This is a genomic window from Campylobacter sp. BCW_4321 (assembly GCF_001763075.1).
Lineage (GTDB): Bacteria > Campylobacterota > Campylobacteria > Campylobacterales > Campylobacteraceae > Campylobacter_D > Campylobacter_D jejuni.
The window spans coordinates 1-16,764 of record NZ_MJYA01000009.1 but is presented as its reverse complement, the minus strand read 5'-3'; the positions used below and the strand labels follow the sequence as shown (position 1 = coordinate 16,764).

The 16,764-nt window shown below is 32.2% G+C and carries 16 protein-coding genes and 2 pseudogenes; 6 read left to right on the top strand and 12 right to left on the bottom strand.

Going from position 1 to position 16,764, the window contains the following annotated elements:
• Positions 1–28: 28 nt before the first annotated feature.
• From AJN58_RS01820 to AJN58_RS10550, 3 genes and pseudogenes are all read left to right on the top strand, one after another.
• On the top strand, positions 29–244 hold the full coding sequence (locus AJN58_RS01820) for a YdcH family protein (RefSeq protein WP_002855201.1): 216 nt from the start codon (positions 29–31) through the stop codon (positions 242–244).
• Positions 245–664: 420 nt separating this feature from the next.
• Positions 665–919 (top strand): annotated as a pseudogene (locus AJN58_RS10555) (methyl-accepting chemotaxis protein); the annotation flags it as partial.
• Complete coding sequence (locus AJN58_RS10550; RefSeq protein WP_373604568.1) at positions 917–1,351, top strand: CZB domain-containing protein; 435 nt, start codon at positions 917–919, stop codon at positions 1,349–1,351. The pseudogene AJN58_RS10555 and the gene AJN58_RS10550, both read left to right, overlap by 3 nt.
• A 31-nt stretch (positions 1,352–1,382) precedes the next feature.
• On the opposite strand, the gene AJN58_RS01810 is transcribed toward AJN58_RS10550, so the two are convergent.
• The 5 genes from AJN58_RS01810 to acpP all read right to left on the bottom strand — a co-directional run bounded on the left by AJN58_RS01810 (position 1,383) and on the right by acpP (position 6,679).
• Positions 1,383–1,979 (bottom strand): NUDIX domain-containing protein, encoded by a 597-nt coding sequence (locus AJN58_RS01810; RefSeq protein ID WP_070233369.1) that lies wholly within the window; start codon positions 1,977–1,979, stop codon positions 1,383–1,385.
• Between the two features lie 82 nt (positions 1,980–2,061).
• Positions 2,062–4,113: a TonB-dependent receptor domain-containing protein gene (locus AJN58_RS01805; RefSeq protein ID WP_070291928.1), complete on the bottom strand. Its 2,052-nt coding sequence runs from the start codon at positions 4,111–4,113 to the stop codon at positions 2,062–2,064.
• A 152-nt stretch (positions 4,114–4,265) separates the two neighbouring features.
• The gene (locus AJN58_RS01800) at positions 4,266–5,204 is read right to left on the bottom strand and encodes an acetyl-CoA carboxylase carboxyltransferase subunit alpha (RefSeq protein WP_002854780.1); all 939 of its coding nucleotides are present in this window, start codon (positions 5,202–5,204) and stop codon (positions 4,266–4,268) included.
• Between the two features lies 1 nt (position 5,205).
• The gene (locus AJN58_RS01795; RefSeq protein ID WP_002882383.1) at positions 5,206–6,420 is read right to left on the bottom strand and encodes a beta-ketoacyl-ACP synthase II; all 1,215 of its coding nucleotides are present in this window, start codon (positions 6,418–6,420) and stop codon (positions 5,206–5,208) included.
• 25 nt (positions 6,421–6,445) lie between these two features.
• Entirely contained in the window at positions 6,446–6,679 is a 234-nt protein-coding gene (acpP, locus tag AJN58_RS01790; RefSeq protein WP_002854831.1) for an acyl carrier protein, read from the bottom strand.
• 109 nt (positions 6,680–6,788) lie between these two features.
• Here acpP and tenA point away from each other — a divergent pair, with 109 nt between their 5' ends.
• Positions 6,789–7,457 carry a thiaminase II gene (tenA, locus tag AJN58_RS01785; RefSeq protein ID WP_079860124.1) on the top strand — a complete coding sequence of 223 codons (669 nt, stop codon included), beginning with the start codon at positions 6,789–6,791 and terminating at the stop codon, positions 7,455–7,457.
• Positions 7,458–7,480: 23 nt separating this feature from the next.
• On the opposite strand, the gene sdhE is transcribed toward tenA, so the two are convergent.
• The 7 genes and pseudogenes from sdhE to gpmI all read right to left on the bottom strand — a co-directional run bounded on the left by sdhE (position 7,481) and on the right by gpmI (position 14,189).
• Entirely contained in the window at positions 7,481–8,338 is an 858-nt protein-coding gene (gene sdhE, locus AJN58_RS01780; RefSeq protein WP_053872494.1) for an 8-methylmenaquinol:fumarate reductase membrane anchor subunit, read from the bottom strand.
• Positions 8,339–8,341: 3 nt separating this feature from the next.
• Complete coding sequence (gene sdhB, locus AJN58_RS01775; protein WP_002854950.1) at positions 8,342–9,307, bottom strand: 8-methylmenaquinol:fumarate reductase iron-sulfur subunit; 966 nt, start codon at positions 9,305–9,307, stop codon at positions 8,342–8,344.
• Positions 9,304–11,139 (bottom strand): 8-methylmenaquinol:fumarate reductase flavoprotein subunit, encoded by a 1,836-nt coding sequence (sdhA, locus tag AJN58_RS01770; protein WP_002857383.1) that lies wholly within the window; start codon positions 11,137–11,139, stop codon positions 9,304–9,306. Before sdhA ends, sdhB begins: the two co-directional genes overlap by 4 nt.
• Positions 11,140–11,477: 338 nt before the next feature.
• Positions 11,478–11,888, bottom strand: coding sequence for a pyridoxamine 5'-phosphate oxidase family protein (locus AJN58_RS01765; protein WP_074470178.1), 411 nt, complete (start codon positions 11,886–11,888; stop codon positions 11,478–11,480).
• Between the two features lie 6 nt (positions 11,889–11,894).
• On the bottom strand, positions 11,895–12,638 hold the full coding sequence (fabG, locus tag AJN58_RS01760) for a 3-oxoacyl-ACP reductase FabG (RefSeq protein WP_002934631.1): 744 nt from the start codon (positions 12,636–12,638) through the stop codon (positions 11,895–11,897).
• Positions 12,628–12,727 (bottom strand): annotated as a pseudogene (locus tag AJN58_RS10475) (3-ketoacyl-ACP reductase). The gene fabG and the pseudogene AJN58_RS10475 overlap by 11 nt, the downstream one beginning before the upstream one ends.
• Positions 12,711–14,189 (bottom strand): 2,3-bisphosphoglycerate-independent phosphoglycerate mutase, encoded by a 1,479-nt coding sequence (gpmI, locus tag AJN58_RS01755; protein ID WP_070233366.1) that lies wholly within the window; start codon positions 14,187–14,189, stop codon positions 12,711–12,713. Before gpmI ends, AJN58_RS10475 begins: the two are co-directional and overlap by 17 nt.
• A 79-nt stretch (positions 14,190–14,268) precedes the next feature.
• Between gpmI and mraY the strand changes: the two genes are divergently transcribed.
• Positions 14,269–15,330 (top strand): phospho-N-acetylmuramoyl-pentapeptide-transferase, encoded by a 1,062-nt coding sequence (gene mraY, locus AJN58_RS01750; protein WP_070233365.1) that lies wholly within the window; start codon positions 14,269–14,271, stop codon positions 15,328–15,330.
• A complete protein-coding gene (murD, locus tag AJN58_RS01745; RefSeq protein WP_070291926.1) occupies positions 15,330–16,538 on the top strand; it encodes a UDP-N-acetylmuramoyl-L-alanine--D-glutamate ligase in 1,209 nt (402 codons plus the stop codon). The genes mraY and murD overlap by 1 nt, the downstream gene beginning before the upstream one ends.
• Positions 16,539–16,764: the final 226 nt, after the last annotated feature.

The following is a 16,764-nucleotide window of genomic DNA, read 5'->3' as shown; positions in this document are numbered from 1 at the left end:
TTAAATTTCACTAATACAAGGAGAGTTTATGCTACATGAATATAGAGAATTAATGTCAGAGCTAAAAGGTAAAGATGCTCATTTTGATAAACTATTTGATCGTCATAATGAACTTGATGACATGATTAAAGATGCAGAAGAAGGTAGAACTTCTCTTAGCAGCATGGAAATTTCAACCTTAAAAAAAGAAAAGCTTCATGTAAAAGATGAACTTAGCCAATATCTAGCAAATTATAAAAAATAAGGCAAAACAATGTTTGGAAGTAAAATAAACCATTCTGATCTTCAAAAACTTGAAGAAGAAAATAAAAATCTTGCACATAAAATTGAAAAATTTCAATCGGAAAATTTAGAATTAAAAAATAAAATTACATCATTAGAACAAGCGGCTTTAGAGTCTAAACTTAAAACAGATCTTTTAAATGTTTTATTAACTGGGGTTTTAAAAAATATTACTATTGTTCAAGGCGATATGTTAGAAAATGTAAATAAGGCAGAAGTTATCTCTAGCTATTCTAAAACTTCTCTTGCTGAAATGGATGAACTTAACCATATTGCTAATTCTATCAATGCTTCCTTAGGGGATATTACAGAATCAGCCAATAAAACAAGAGATGTTGCAGGAACATTACATAGAAGTGTGGATGAAATTACTAATGTAATTAATCTAATTAAAGATGTTTCCGATCAAACCAATCTTTTAGCTCTTAACGCTGCTATAGAAGCTGCACGCGCAGGTGAACATGGGCGTGGTTTTGCTGTTGTTGCCGATGAAGTAAGAAAACTAGCTGAAAAAACACAAAAAGCAACCACAGAAGTTGAAATGAATATCAACCTTCTAAAGCAAAATGCAAATGAAATGTATACTCAAAGTGAGCAAGTTGAAAAAATTTCTATAGATTCTAATGCTCATATTATGAGTTTTTCCGAAAAATTTACTCACTTAGTAAATGAAGCGCATTCTACCAATTCAAATGCAGTTGGTATCGCTTCAGAAGCTTTCGTATCTTTAGCAAAATTAGATCATATAGCTTTTAAACTAAATGCTTATAAAGAAATTTTTTCCAAATCAGGAAAGCAATTAGCCGATCATACATCTTGTCGCTTAGGAAAATGGCTTGCTAGCACAGGAAAAGAAAGATTTGGACAAAATAAAAGCTTCTTAAAAATTAACGAGCCACATGAAAAAGTTCATGAAAATATGAATAATGCTATAACAATAGCAAATACAGAAGATATTAGCAAAGATATTACTCAACACAGCATAATTAATAAATGTGAAGTTGCTGAAAATGCATCGCTTGATCTTTTCAATGTATTTAAAGAAATGCTTGATGAGTCAGATCATTAAAATCCTAGGTTGAACCTTTTTAAGGTTTAACCTAAATAATCTTTAATTTTCCCCACTTTTCCTTTAAAAACCACATATAAGCAAAATCAAGCAAAGGCGTTCTTATCATATTTTTACATTTTTTTTCAAAATCCTGCACCTTAACATAAACAGCTTCAATCTCTTCATCACCAACTCCACCTCCAGAAGAAATTTTATCTTTTTCATCAACTTCTGCGAAATAAAAGCTTTGCTTGCTTACACCTGAACCAAACCCTATATAAAAATCTCCTATTTTTTCTAAATTTCTAGGAGCATACCCTAGTTCTTCTATACATTCTTCTTTTGCTATTTCCTCTAAAGATAATTTTTTATCTACAAGTCCTGAACAAAGCTCTATAGTATAGCCCATATTATCATCTTTTACATAATCTTTATCATGCATTTGATGATACCAAAGTGGTATGCGAAATTGGCGTACAAAAATAAAACTTTCTAATTCTTTATGATACAAAAGCACTGAAACACTATCTTTAGATTCTATAAAATCCCAAGTACAAAACTTACCATTACTTTCATAAGCAAATCTCTTAGGCTTAATATAATTTGATTTTTCAAAAGAAAGTTCTTTTAAATTTTTAAACGCCATAATAAAACCTTTTATTTATTTTTCACATTGTACTTTATTTTTGCTTTTTTGAAAATATAAAGATGATTAAAGCCTTAAAAAATTAAAAATCATATTTATAACTCAACCAAAAACTCCTTCCTTCTGTATAGTCTTGATAACGATTTGCATATCCAGCAGGATTAGCCCCATCCCATTTAGTAACTTGCGGATCAAAGAAATTTTTATCAAAAAGATTTTGTACTGCAAAACTTAAGCTAGATTGCTTATTAATTTTATAATTTATCACTAAATCTACTATATAAAAAGGCTTATATTTTTGCCATGGCAGACTACCATTACCGCCACCTTTTGCTTTAGCTATAGTATCAAGTCTTGCTCGTGTTTTTATATAGGAACTAAATTTACCTCGCTCATAGTTTAATTTTAACATTGCTATATGCCTTGGTAAATTTTCTATTCTATCACCACCAAACCAATTTTTTTGACCATCTTTGTAGTGATTATCCATAAAAGTATAACTTGAATTTAGGCTAAAGCCATTGTAAGTTTTGGTATTAAATGCAAATTCTACACCTTTAGTCTGTGTTTTTCCAAGATTAATAGGACGCGTACAAGTATTATCATCGCAATTAATACCATTTAATAGACCTGTTAAATCTTCACTACTGATTTGATTTGTAAAATCAGTAATAAATCCTGTGATAGAATAATGTGCAAAATCAAATATCCTAAAATCAACACCCAATTCATAATTTATACTTTCTTCTGGTTTTAAGTCAGGGTTTCCAAAATAAGCATTGTCATTGCTATAATTATAATATCCATTTGTCAACTCCTTAGCAGCAGGAGTTTTATAGCCTTTTGAAACACCTCCTTTAAAGGCTATATTATCATTTAAGCGATAAACCAAATAAACCCTAGGCGTAAATTCAGAATCAAACAAATCGCTATAAATATAACGTAAACCTGTAGTAAAAATCAAATCATCTGTTATAAAATACTCATTTTCCCCATAAAGCGCAACCGTGGTTTGATCAAGATTTTTACCTCTTATTTGACTACCTGCGCTTGCTTGATCATTTTTTAACATCTCATAATCAATCCTTACACCAAAGGTATTTACTAAATTACCGTACTGACCTAAATTCCAAGGTAAAACAACCTTACCTTCTCCTACCCAAATTTGACTATGTAATTCTTTATCCTTAGTACTACCATATTGTAAATATGAGTTAGTTGAACCAAAATCATAGTTACCATCATGATTTAAAACAATATTATCCTTAAAAAGTTGTCTTTCGCTTTTAATAGCCCTACTACTTGTAGAATTCACTGAAATTTCATTAATATATCGTTCTATATCAAAATATATATTATTTTTATCATTTACTGTCCAATTAAGCCTAGAACCAAAACCTAAACTAGTAAAAGCACCTGGACTATGACTAGCAATTTGATAATTATCAGGTCTTTGTTGACTACTATTCCAAACCGGTGTAGGCCATTTTAAATCAGAAGTTGCCTTATCATAATACTTCAACCTTGCAGAAATTGATAATGTATCTTCAATCAAAGGAGTTGCCACATAAGCATTAAATCCCCCAGCATTGCCATAGTGATTAGAGTGCTGTTGTAAAAGAGTGTTAAATTCTATATTTGCCTCAGTCTCATCAGGATTTTTCTTAGTGATAATATTTATCACACCACCTACAGCATCACTGCCATAAAGTGTAGAAGCTGGACCACGTATAACCTCAATACGCTCTATCATAGACAAAGGTGGTAGATATCCTGACTCACTGCCACTAAAACCATTATCATAAAACCCATTTGCAACACTTTGACGTTTTCCATCAATTAAAACTAGAGTATAAGAACTACCAAAACCTCGTATGCTAAAATCATAAGTGCCTGTTTTATTCATAGTCACATCTACACCTGGAATATCTCCTATAGCCTCCCCTATATCCTTAATTGGCTTTTTTTCAAGCTCTTCTTTTGTAATGATAGAAATACTAGCAGGCGCATCAACCAAATCTTGTTCAAAACCACTAGCACTAACCACAACATCATTAAGTTGATATTTTTCTTCTGCTTTTAACAAAGCTCCAGATAAAATTAAAAAACACAGTAAACTTTTTTTAAATTTCATATTTTTAATTTGAGTCAAATTAATTCCTTTAAAAAATAATTATTTTGATATTTAAAATCATTTTTGAAGTATAAAAAAAGAATACTTTTAATTAACTTAATTTTGATAACAATTATAAATAATAAAATTATTTAAAAAAGCGAAGTAAAAGCCTAAGCCTCTTGATAGGCTCCAAGCTTTAAAATTTTCTGCATACGATTTGCAGAAAGTTCTCGTACGTCAATATTTTCAAGTTCATTTAGAGATTTTTTTACATAATCAGCAATAGCTACTGCTGCAGCTTCTTTATTACGATGTGCACCATTTGTAGGCTCATCTATAACATCATCAATTAAACCTTGAGATTTTAAATCATCAGCCGTTACCTTCATAGCCTTGGTTGCAGCTTCACTTTTTGCAGGATCATTCCAAAGTATTGCAGCACAACCTTCAGGAGAAATTACTGAAAAAACAGAATTTTTCATCATTGCAAGTCTATCTGCAACCCCTATAGCTAACGCCCCGCCACTACCACCTTCTCCGATAACTATAGCAATGGTCGGTATTTTCAAATCACTTAATTCATATAAATTTCTAGCGATAGCTTCACTTTGCCCTCTTTCTTCAGCACCTATTCCAGGATAAGCACCTGGAGTATCTATTAAAAATAAAATAGGAATTTGAAATTTCTCTGCAAGTCTTGCTACTCTTAAGGCTTTACGATATCCTTCAGGATGTGGCATCCCAAAATTTCTAGCGATTTTATCTTTTGTTCCACGTCCTTTTTGCTCACCAATTACAATTATTTTTTTCTCTCCTAAATAACCCATAAAACAAACAATAGCAGGATCATCTCTAAAGGCACGATCACCATGTATTTCGTGAGCGTCATTTAAAATAAGTTCAATATAGTCAAGAGCATAAGGGCGATCTGGATGACGCGCTAATTGCAAACGTTGAAAATCGCTTAAATTCTTATAAGTTTTAGAAATTTCTTTTTCAAGATTTTTCTTTAAAATCGATACAGCTTCAGTATCTCCTTTAATCTGAGCATTGATAATGTCCTCATCAATTTGCTGAATATTTTTTTCAAAATCTAAATAAGAAGCCATATTAATCTACTTTTTTAAATACAACACAGCCATTTGTGCCACCAAAACCAAAAGAATTACTCATCACCACTTTTAAATCTACTTTTCTTGATATATTTGGAACATAATCAAGATCACATTCATCATCTTTTACAAGCTGATTGATTGTAGGTGGAACTACCCCATCTCTTAAAGCCATAACACTAACAACTGCTTCAATTGCACCTGCAGCACCCAAGCAATGACCTGTTTGTCCTTTGGTGGAACTTATAAGCGGGATATTATTGCCAAAAAGCTCTTTAATTGCTGCTGTTTCATTTTTGTCATTTACAGGGGTTGAAGTTCCATGTGCATTGATATAATCTACCTTTGGATTCCCTGCCATATTTAAAGCTTTTTTCATAGCTCTTAAAGGCCCATCTAAAGTTGGTGAAGTAATATGATGCGCATCTGCACTTTCTCCAAATCCAATTAATTCAGCATAAATTGTAGCACCGCGTTTTTTAGCCTCTTCATATTCCTCAAAAACTAAAGCTCCAGCACCTTCTCCCATGACAAAACCATCTCTTTCTTTGTCAAATGGTCTTGAAGCATGCTGTGGATCTTCATTTCTAGTTGATAAAGCTTTCATTGAAGCAAAACCACCTATACCCACAGGACAAATCGCAGCTTCTGCACCTATGACTAACATCTTTTTAGCATTTCCCAAAGCTATACTTTTATAAGCTTCTCCTATAGCATGAGTTCCTGCTGCACAAGCTGTAACACAAGAAATATTTGGCCCTTTAAGTCCATGCTCTATAGAAATCAAACCTCCTAACATATTTACAAGTGCTGAAGGTATGAAAAAAGGGGAAATTTTACGCGGACCTCGCTCGGAACAAATAATGGAATTTTTTTCTATATTAGGCAAACCTCCGATACCAGCAGCCGAAACAATGCCAAATTCTTCTTTGTCTAATTCTTCACTAAATCCAGCATCCTGCATTGCTTCTCTTGCTGCTTTAATTCCAAGTTGTATGAAACGGTCAATTTTTTTTACTTCTTTGCCATCAACAACCTCTAATGGATCAAAATTTTTAACTTCAGCTGCAATTTGAACAGGAAAGTCTGTGGCATCAAAAAGAGTAATTTTATTTACTCCGCTTTCTCCATTGCAAATTGCTTTAAATGAACTTTCTTTATCTAAACCAAGGGCATTGATCATACCAATACCTGTAACTACAACTCTTTTCAAGAATAAGCTCCTTGCAAGAAAAAAATTATTTTTTTAGATTGTCAATATAATTTACAACATCTTCAATTTTAATTAATTTTTCAGCATCACTATCTGGAATTTCTACTTCAAATTTTTCTTCTAAAGCCATAATAAGCTCTACAACATCTAAAGAATCAGCACCTAAATCTTCAATAATTTTTGATTCCATTTTAACTGCATCTGCATCAATACTTAATTGCTCTACTACTACCGCTTTTACATCATCAAATGTTGCCATTTGTTCTCCTTCAAAAAATTAAAATAAAGCGTATTTTACTATAAAAAGCTTAAAATATTTATAGTTTTTCATTATACTTGAAAATAAAATATTAAAACATAAAGGAAAAATGATGCTTTTCTCTAATTTAATCAAAGAAAATCAAAAAATTTGGAATGCTTATCTACATCATGATTTTGTTAAAAAATTGGAAGATAAAAGCCTAAAGCAAGAAAATTTTCTTTTTTATCTCAAGCAAGATTATATTTATTTGCTTAATTACGCAAAATGTTATGCAAGATTAGCACTTAACTCAAATACCGCAAAAGAACTTCGTTTTGCTATAAAATTTCAAAATTATATAGTTGAAGGAGAAATGGAGCTTCATCGTGCAATTTTATCTCTTGGCATTAATGCAGATGAACTCGATATAAAAGATGAAAGTTTAGTCAATATAGCCTATTCGCGTTATATGTTAAGCGTAGGTGAAAATGGAGATTTTTTAGATATATTAGTTGCTCTTAGTGCTTGCGCTATAGGCTATGCAAAAATAGGTGCTGAAATTATAAATCGTTTAAAAAATGAAAATTTAAAAGATCATCCTTACAAGGAATGGATTTTGACCTATGGAAGTGAAAATTTTCAAAATGAAGCTAAAGAATTTGAAGATTTTGTTAATTCTTATACTTCAAGTGTTAGTGCACAAAAATTCCAAAAACTCAGCGAAATTTTTCATACTGTAACACGCTTAGAAGTGGCTTTTTGGGAGCATTCTTTAAGAATGGAATTAAATCTTTAAACATGGGCTTTTTGCCCATGTTTTTATGCAATTTTACTTGCATCAATAATATTATAATCTAAACCAACCATTTCTTTAGAAAGTCCTAATGCAAGTCCTACTAATTGTGATAAATGAATAATAGGCAATCTTGCTTTAGAATTAGTATAATCTTGAAATCTTTCTTGATAGATATCAAGCTGCATTTGACAAAGTGGGCAAGGTGTTACAACACAATCAGCTTGATTTTCACTTGCATTATTGACAATTTGACTAGACATTTTTTTCACAGATTTTTCTGCAGGATAAGAAGCATGAAAACCACAACAATCAAGGCGTTTTTCAAAAGGAACTATTTTAGCCCCTAAAACTTCTACTACACTTTCAAAACTTTTTGGATTGGTTGAACTTTCTTTTTTACCGAAAGCATCTTCAGGTCTCAAACTATGACAACCATAAAATAAAGCTACTTTTAAATTTGAAAGCGGCTTTTTCACCTTGCTTTTTAAATTATCCAAATCCTCATAAAGCTCCCACAAAAGACTTGTAATAGGTGTTGAACCTTGATATTTCATTCCACCTTGTGCTAAAAAAGTATTTATGCGTTCTTTTGCACCCTTATCAAGAGTATTTTTTGCTTTAGTTAAAGTTAGCATACAAGTACTACAAGTTGTAAGCATTGGCATTTTCATCTCTTCTGCTAAAGCAATATTTCTTGCATTAGCTACCAAAGTCGCAATAGGATCAACACACTGCGCTTGAGAAGCCCCACAACAACTCCATCCCTTAATTTCATTTAATTTCCAACCCAAAATAGGTGCAATAGCTTCAAGTGAAATTTTAGATTCTTTTGCAGCTTGAGATAAAACACAACCTGGAAAAAAAGCGTATTCTTTTTGCATATTTTACTCCTTAACAGCAGCTTCTTGTGCCGCCTTTATCATTTTAACCAAATCTTTATGCCCTTCTATTTCATCCTCGCCAAAAACATGCATAGGATTCATTTTTCCTGCGCGCATAAGTTTAAAAGCTATATCTGTTTTGCCCATAGAACCTATAACACCCTCAGAACGCAAAGCAAGATAAATTTCATTCAAACGTCCTGAACCTTCAACTAAATCTTTATAAAAAGCTTCAGCATGATCAGGCCCTAAGCCTTCATTTAAACCTTTTTTAATCGCCATCACTCTTAAATTTGCTATATCACTTACTGAACTTATACCCTTTGGACAACGATCAGCGCACTCTTGACAATGAACACAAAGCCAAAGTCCATTCATTACACTAGGTTTTACATGCAACATAGGATCCTTACCTCGAGAGTCTGCCGCTGCACGCCAAGCATGAGTAAAAACAAAAGGTTGCATATAATCGCTACTATCTGCTTCTAATTTATTACACTCTGAAGCACAGCTACCACATAAAATACAATCCCATTGCTTGCTAATACGATCAAATTCTTCTTGACTTTGTTTACAGCCCTTTTCCGCTGAAAATTCATTTTTTGCCACCATGGCAGGACGAATTTTTCTTAAATTTTCTATAGAAGGCTCCCAATCCACAATTAAATCAGAAATTACTCTAAAATTTCCAAGCGGAGAAATGCGTATACTTGAAGGATTATCATATTCTTTTAACAAATCTTGCATTTTAGTATCACAAGCAAGATAAGAATGCCCATTCACACGAACTGCACAAGCCCCACAAATCGCAGATTGACAAGATGCGGTAAAATTTAGAGTAATATCTTTTGTTTTTTTAATAAAAAGCAAAAGAGAGAGTAGAGTTTTTCCCTGTATATCCTTATCATCAATATCATAACTTTGTTCATATTTTTCCTTGCCATTAAAACGATCTATGATGATTTTCATTGTACTCTCCTTCCATCAAGTGAAAACTCAGTTACCACGACATCTTTATAACTAAGCTTTAATTCATCATTTTCTAAATTTACAATGCTATGTTTTAAGAAATTTTTATCATCTCGCTTTGGATAATCTTCTCTAGTATGAGCCCCACGACTTTCAAGTCTATTTCTAGCTGCTAAACAAGCACAGCGAGAAAGTAAAATCAAATTACCAAGCTCTACATAATCTGTAAAAGCAGTATTCATCACTTCATTAGGATTTGGAATACGAATTTTTTCATATCTTGCTTGTATATCTTCTAAATTTTTTGCTAGAAGATCGAGTTTTTCTTGAGTTCTAAAAATCCCCATATTATCCCAATTTTGACTTCCTAGCTCTTCTCGCAATTCATACATTTCTTGACCATTTCCGCCATTATTTGTAATTTCTTTAAATCTAGCCTGCCATTTTTGAGCAAGTTCATGAGTTTTTGCCCCTTTTCCAAAACTTGCATCTTTGGCATAATTTGTCGCACCAATACCTGCTAAATGCCCCGTTACAACTGCATCGGCTAAAGAATTTCCCCCTAGTCTATTAGCTCCATGTATAGAAATACAAGAAGCTTCTCCACCTACATAAATTCCAGCAATTTTAGTACTCATATCTTCAAATTTAGCCACTTCAATTCCACCCATAGAATAATGCGCCGTTGGACGGATAGGTACAGGAGTATCTACTAAATCAATATTTTCAAAAAGCATTGCAGTGTGACGAATTTTTGGTAAATCTTTTAAAATTTTTTCTTTTCCTAAGTGGCGTACATCGCACAAAACATAAGCTCCAAGTCCCTCACCATAACCTCTACCTTCACGAATTTCTGTTTCTATAGCACGCGCAACCACATCTCGCGGTGCAAGCTCCATTTTTTCATGGTAATTTTTCATAAAACGCTCACCACGATTATTTAAAAGATATCCCCCTTCACCGCGCGCCGCTTCTGTAATAAGAGTTCCACCATTTGCAACTCCTGTTGGGTGAAATTGTATCATCTCAGGATCTTCAAAACCAAGTCCTGCTCTAAGAGCAGCTGCCACACCATCTCCTGTGGCAATAAAAGGAGTTGAAGTTCTATTATAAAATATCCTTGTGTATCCCCCTGTAGCAATTACCAAAGCTTTACATAACACAGGATAAATTCCACCGCTTTGTATATCTCTTAAAACGACACCTTCACATTTTCCATCCACAACACCTATATCCAAAAGCTCATGATCCATTAAAAATTTCACACCGCTACTAATAGCATCATCTAAACAAGAATGCATTAAAATATGACCTGTTTTATCTGCAGAATAGTTACAGCGTTTTTTAGAAGCTCCTCCCATTAAACGCTGAGCTACTCCACCTTGCTCATTTCTTGAAAACAAGGTTCCTATAAAATCCATATTAAAAATAGCCTTTCCAGCTAATTCACAAAATTTTAAAGCTGCATCTTGATCTACCAAGTAAGCTCCACCTTTGATAGTATCATAAGCATGTAATTTATAAGAATCTCCATTAGAAAAATCAGTAACTCCATTAATTCCACCCTCTGCCATACAAGTTGCGTTACGCGATGGCATCATCTTTGTAGCTACTACAACGCTTAATTTTGGATTTTCTTTTCTCACTGCGGCTGCAGCACGCAAACCTGCTCCACCTGATCCAATTACCAAAACATCGCAAGAAGGTAAATTTGTATCTTTATCCATCTTAGATGAATCATCTAAAGCATAAACTCCACTTGAACTTGCAGCTAAAGCTCCTACACTAATACAGGCTGTTTTTATAAAATCTCTTCTAGAAAATTCACCCATATCATTCTCCTTATTTAAAAAAATTAATAATAATTTTTTAATGTAAGTCAATCTTACATAACCGCATGCCAAAAATCCAAAAACAAACTCTCCTTTCAATATAAAATGGATTAAAAACAAATTTATAATTTAGTAAATATAAAAAAGCATAAGATAAGTAATCAAAGAAGATAGATGAATATAATAAAATAAATATTAAAAAATTTTTGCAATATATCATAATCTATTCCTTGCAAATTAAACGGAATGATTATACCTTAAAAAAATAACAAAAAGTTAATATTAATTAAGATAATATTTATCTTAATTAATATATAGTTAATAAAATTATCAAATCATTAAGCCTTAAAAAGCTTAAATTCTCCATTCATAAATTGCATTCTAGCACTTAGATTATCAAGATAAAAAACTTCAAATTTTGGATTTTGCGGAGTTTCATAAAGATTTACAAGATAAGGATATTTTTTAAACATCATTTTTTTAACTTCTAAATTTGGTTCAAAAACCGCATTAGCTCTAAGTCTTAAGAAAGTCCCATCTTTTGCACAAGAACAAAATTCAATACCATTATAATTTTTTATATGTTTAAAAAGTCCTTTTGTATTTGCTGTGCAAAAATAAATTTTATCTCCCATAAGCAATGGACTTTGTATAGGACGCACTCTAGGATTTCCACAAGTTCCTAAAGTGGCTAAAAATGCCGGTGCATTATCATCTAAAAATTGTGCTATTTCTTTTAAATCCATCATTTTTCCTTACATATATAAACCACCATTAATCTTAAGCACATCACCTGTCACATAAGAGGCATAATCACTAAGTAAAAACGCTACACAATTAGCCACTTCTTCAGGTTCTGCAAAGCGTTTTAAAGGGATATTATCTTGATAAGCTTGTTTGATTTCATCGCTTAAAACTTCAGTCATATCGCTTTTTATAAAACCTGGAGTTACGCAGTTAAAACGCAAATTTCTACTTGCTCCTTCTTTAGCAAAAGATTTAGTCATAGCTATCATTCCACCTTTACTAGCAGAATAATTTACTTGTCCAGCATTACCCATTTCTCCGACAATAGAAGCGATATTCACAACAGCACCAAAGCGTTTTTTACTCATGGTTTTTAAAGCTTCTCTACAACCTAAAAAAGCTGAGCTTAAATTCGTATCCACAACGCCACTAAAGTCCTCTAATTTCATTCTTAAAGCAAGTTTATCATTTGTAACGCCTGCGTTATTTACAAGATAACTTAACTCTCCATCGCTCTCCACTATGGTTTTTACACCATTTTCAAACTCATCTTCTTTGCTTGCATCAAATTTAATCACAGCAGCAACGCCACCACTTGCAATAATTTCATCTTTTAAAGCATCTGCAAGTTCAGGTTTTGAACGATAATTAATCCAAACTTTAAGTCCAAAACCCGCCAAAGTTTTTGCGATAGAAGCACCTATTCCCTTACTTGCTCCAGTAATTAAAACATTTTTTCCACTAAATTTCATTATCTATCCTTAATAAGTTTAATTTTAAAAATTGCAATCTTAACAAATTTCTTATAAAAAAAGGCAAACAAACTAAAATAAAGCCTCATTCATTTCTTTTGGAATTTCTAAGTCTAAAATTTTAAGCACGCTTGCAGCGATATTACTAAGCCCCATATTATCTTTAATCTTTGAAACTCCCTTTGCTTGCACAAAAACAAAAACATCAAAAGTGGTATGATTGGTGAGCAAATTTCCTTTTTCATCTTGCATAGCCTCGCAATTTCCATGATCACTTGTAATGATAAAAGCATAATCATGCTTTTTTGCACATTCTACAATCTCGCCCAAACAAATATCCACCGCTTCAACAGCCTTTATAGCAGCATTAAAATTACCTGTATGTCCAACCATATCTCCATTTGCAAAATTTACCACTATAAAATCCTCACCCTTTTCTATGCCTTTTTTCACTACATCACACACTTCAAAAGCACTCATTTGGGGTTTTTCATCATAAGTTTTTACCTTAGGACTTGGGATTAAAACCCTTGTTTCATTTTCCAAAAGCTCTTCTTTCCCGCCATTAAAAAAGAAAGTTACATGAGCATATTTTTCGGTTTCTGCGGTATGAAGCTGACTAAGCCCTGCTTTAGAAATCACTTGAGCTAAAGTATTTTCAATTTTTTCTTTTTCAAAAAGCATAGGGAGTTTAAATTTATCATCATAAACACTCATAGTAAGTAAATTTTCAAAGATTTTTTCGCGTTCAAACTCTTTAAAATGCTTGGAATTTAACACTTCAACAAGTTGTTTCATTCTATCATTTCTAAAGTTGATAAAGATAATACCATCTTCTTCTCTCATGCCCTTGTAATTCTCATTTTGAGCTGCTTTAATAAACTCATCAGTAATATTTTCATCGTAAGATTTTTGTAGGTATTCTAATAAATTTGGCACTTTATAAGCCTTACCTAACAAGCACTCATAATATTCTTTCACCCTATCCCAACGCTTATCTCTATCCATAGCATAAAAACGCCCACAAAGCGTAGCAAAATGCACGCCTAAATTTTCACAAAATTCTTTTAAATCTTTTATGAAATTTAAGCCACTTTTTGGACTTACATCACGCCCATCAGTGATTGCGTGAGCAAAAACTTCATTGCCATTTTTCGCACAAATTTCAAGCATGGCTTTAAAATGCGTATCCATAGAATGCACCCCGCCATCGCTATAAAGCCCTATAATATGCACTCTTTTACATTTTGCTAAAAGTTTTTGTAAATTCTCATTTTTTTCAAGTTCTTTGTTTTCAATGGTTTTATTAATACGCACTAAATTTTGATAAATAACACGCCCACTTCCTATACACATATGCCCTACTTCACTATTTCCCATCTGCCCTTCTGGCAAACCTACAGCTAAACCACTCGTTTTTAGTAAAGAATTTGGGACTTCCTTAAAAAGCTTTTCATAACTTGGTTTTTTAGCTGCTTCAAAAGCATTAAACTTACTATTCTTATTATACCCTATTCCATCTGTAATAATTAAAACGCATTTTTGCTTCATTTTTCTCTCTTTTATAAGAATTTTTTTGGTTAGATTTTACTAAAATTAAACTTTTAAAAACCAAAAAGAAGGCTAGGTTTTGTATTATCTTTCAGATTTAAGTCATTATGCTTTTTTTACTTATATTAGTGTGCGTGCAGGATTTGCATTTTTTATCGCTTTATGTTTGTCTTTATTTTTAATGCCTAAATTTATTACTTGGGCAAAAGCTAAAAATGCTAGTCAACCTATTTACGAATACGCCCCAAAAACTCATAAAACCAAATGCCATACTCCAACCATGGGTGGGCTTATTTTCATCAGTTCTGCAGTAATTGCAAGTTTATTTTGTATCAAATTTGATAATATTTTTGCTATAAGTGCTTTACTTTGTTTGATACTTTTTTGTTTGATAGGTCTCATAGATGATTTAGGCAAAGTTCTAAAAAAAGATAATCATTCAGGACTTAGTCCAAGAATGAAGCTTTTAGCACAAATCATCGCTGGACTTATTTGCATCTTACCTTTATATTTTAGTTCAGAGCTTAGCACGGAACTTTTTATACCTTTTTATAAACACCCTCTTTTTGATATGGAAATTTTTGCCATTGCTTTTTGGATTTTGGTTTTAATTTCTAGCTCTAATGCTGTAAATTTAACCGATGGACTTGATGGCTTAGCTACAGTTCCAAGTATTTTTTCTTTATCTACTTTAGGGATATTCTTATATTTGAGCGGAAATTTAAATTATAGTGAATATTTACTTTTGCCAAAAATTCAAGGACTTGGTGAAGTGGTGATTATTTGCGCTGCATTAATCGGTGCTTTAATGGGATTTTTATGGTACAACTGTTATCCTGCGCAGGTTTTTATGGGGGATAGCGGAAGTTTAGCTTTAGGTGGATTCATAGGATTTTTAGCTATCATTAGCAAAAATGAAATTTTACTTTTACTCATAGGTTTTGTTTTTGTTCTTGAAACTGTTTCTGTAATTTTACAAGTTGGAAGTTTTAAAATTTTTAATAAAAGAGTCTTTAAAATGGCACCTATTCATCATCATTTTGAAAAAGTTGGCTGGGTAGAAAATAAAATTATAGTGCGTTTTTGGATGATAGCCCTACTTTCAAATTTACTTGCACTTGCATCAATAAAGCTAAGATAATGAAAATTTCACTTTTTGGATACGGAAAAACCACACGTGCTATTGCTGAAAATTTGGTAGATAAATTTGGGCCTTTTGATATCTATGATGATCATTTTACAGAAACAAAAAAAGATACACTAGGAAATTTACTTTTAAATCCTAATGATTTTGATGATAATTTAAGCGATATTGAAATTCCTAGTCCAGGTTTTCCACCAAAGCACAAACTCATTCAAAAAGCAAAAAATTTACAAAGCGAATATGACTTTTTTTATGATATCATGCCAAAATCCGTTTGGATAAGCGGAACCAATGGCAAAACTACTACCACTCAAATGGCTACACATTTATTATCACACATTGGTGCTGTTATGGGTGGAAATGTTGGAACTCCTTTAGCAGAGCTTGATCCTTATGCAAAACTTTGGATACTTGAAACTTCATCTTTCACCCTACACTACACTCATAAAGCTAAACCTGAAATTTATACACTTTTACCTATAAGTCCTGATCATCTTTCTTGGCATGGAAGTTTTGATAATTATGTTCAAGATAAGCTAAGCGTTTTAAAAAGAATGAATGAATGTGATGTAGCAATACTGCCTAAAATTTATGCAAATACTCCAACAAAAGCTCATAAAATAAGCTATGAAGATGAAAAAGATCTAGCTGTTAAATTTGGCATTGATACGGAAAAAATTTCCTTTAAAAGTCCTTTTTTACTCGATGCTATCATGGCTTTAGCTATAGAAAAAATTCTACTTGATACTTTAAGCTATGAGCTTTTAAATAGCTTTGTAATGGAAAAAAATAAACTCGAAGAGCTTAAAGACAGTCAAAATAGGCTTTGGGTAAATGACACTAAAGCTACAAATGAAAGTGCGGTAATGGCTGCACTTAGTCGCTATAAAGATAAAAAAATTCATCTCATCATAGGGGGAGATGATAAGGGTGTAGATCTTAGCAATTTATTTGATTTTATGAAAGGATTTGATATAGAACTCTATGCTATAGGTATTAGTACCGAAAAAATGCTTGATTATGCAAAAAAAGCGAATTTGAAAGCCTATAAATGTGAAGTTTTATCTAAAGCTGTAAATGAAATTTCAAATCACTTAAAAGACAATGAAGTGGCTCTTTTAAGTCCCGCTTGTGCAAGTTTAGATCAGTTCAACTCTTACGCAGAGCGTGGAAAAGTCTTTAAAGAATGTGTGAATAAAATTTAATTTATTTTACAATCCATACAAATATACTAAACCTTCCAAACTCCTAAAAACACCCTATTCTCTTAAAAACCTTAACCAGCAACAAACTCTTTTTTAAACACGATTCTAAGCACCATCTAAAACAACAATAAAAATAAACATAGGATTTATATATAAAGTAAGCAATGAAGACATTTAACAAGTCCGCAATGAGCTACTTTCCCCCTGCCAGTAAGGCGTAGTATCA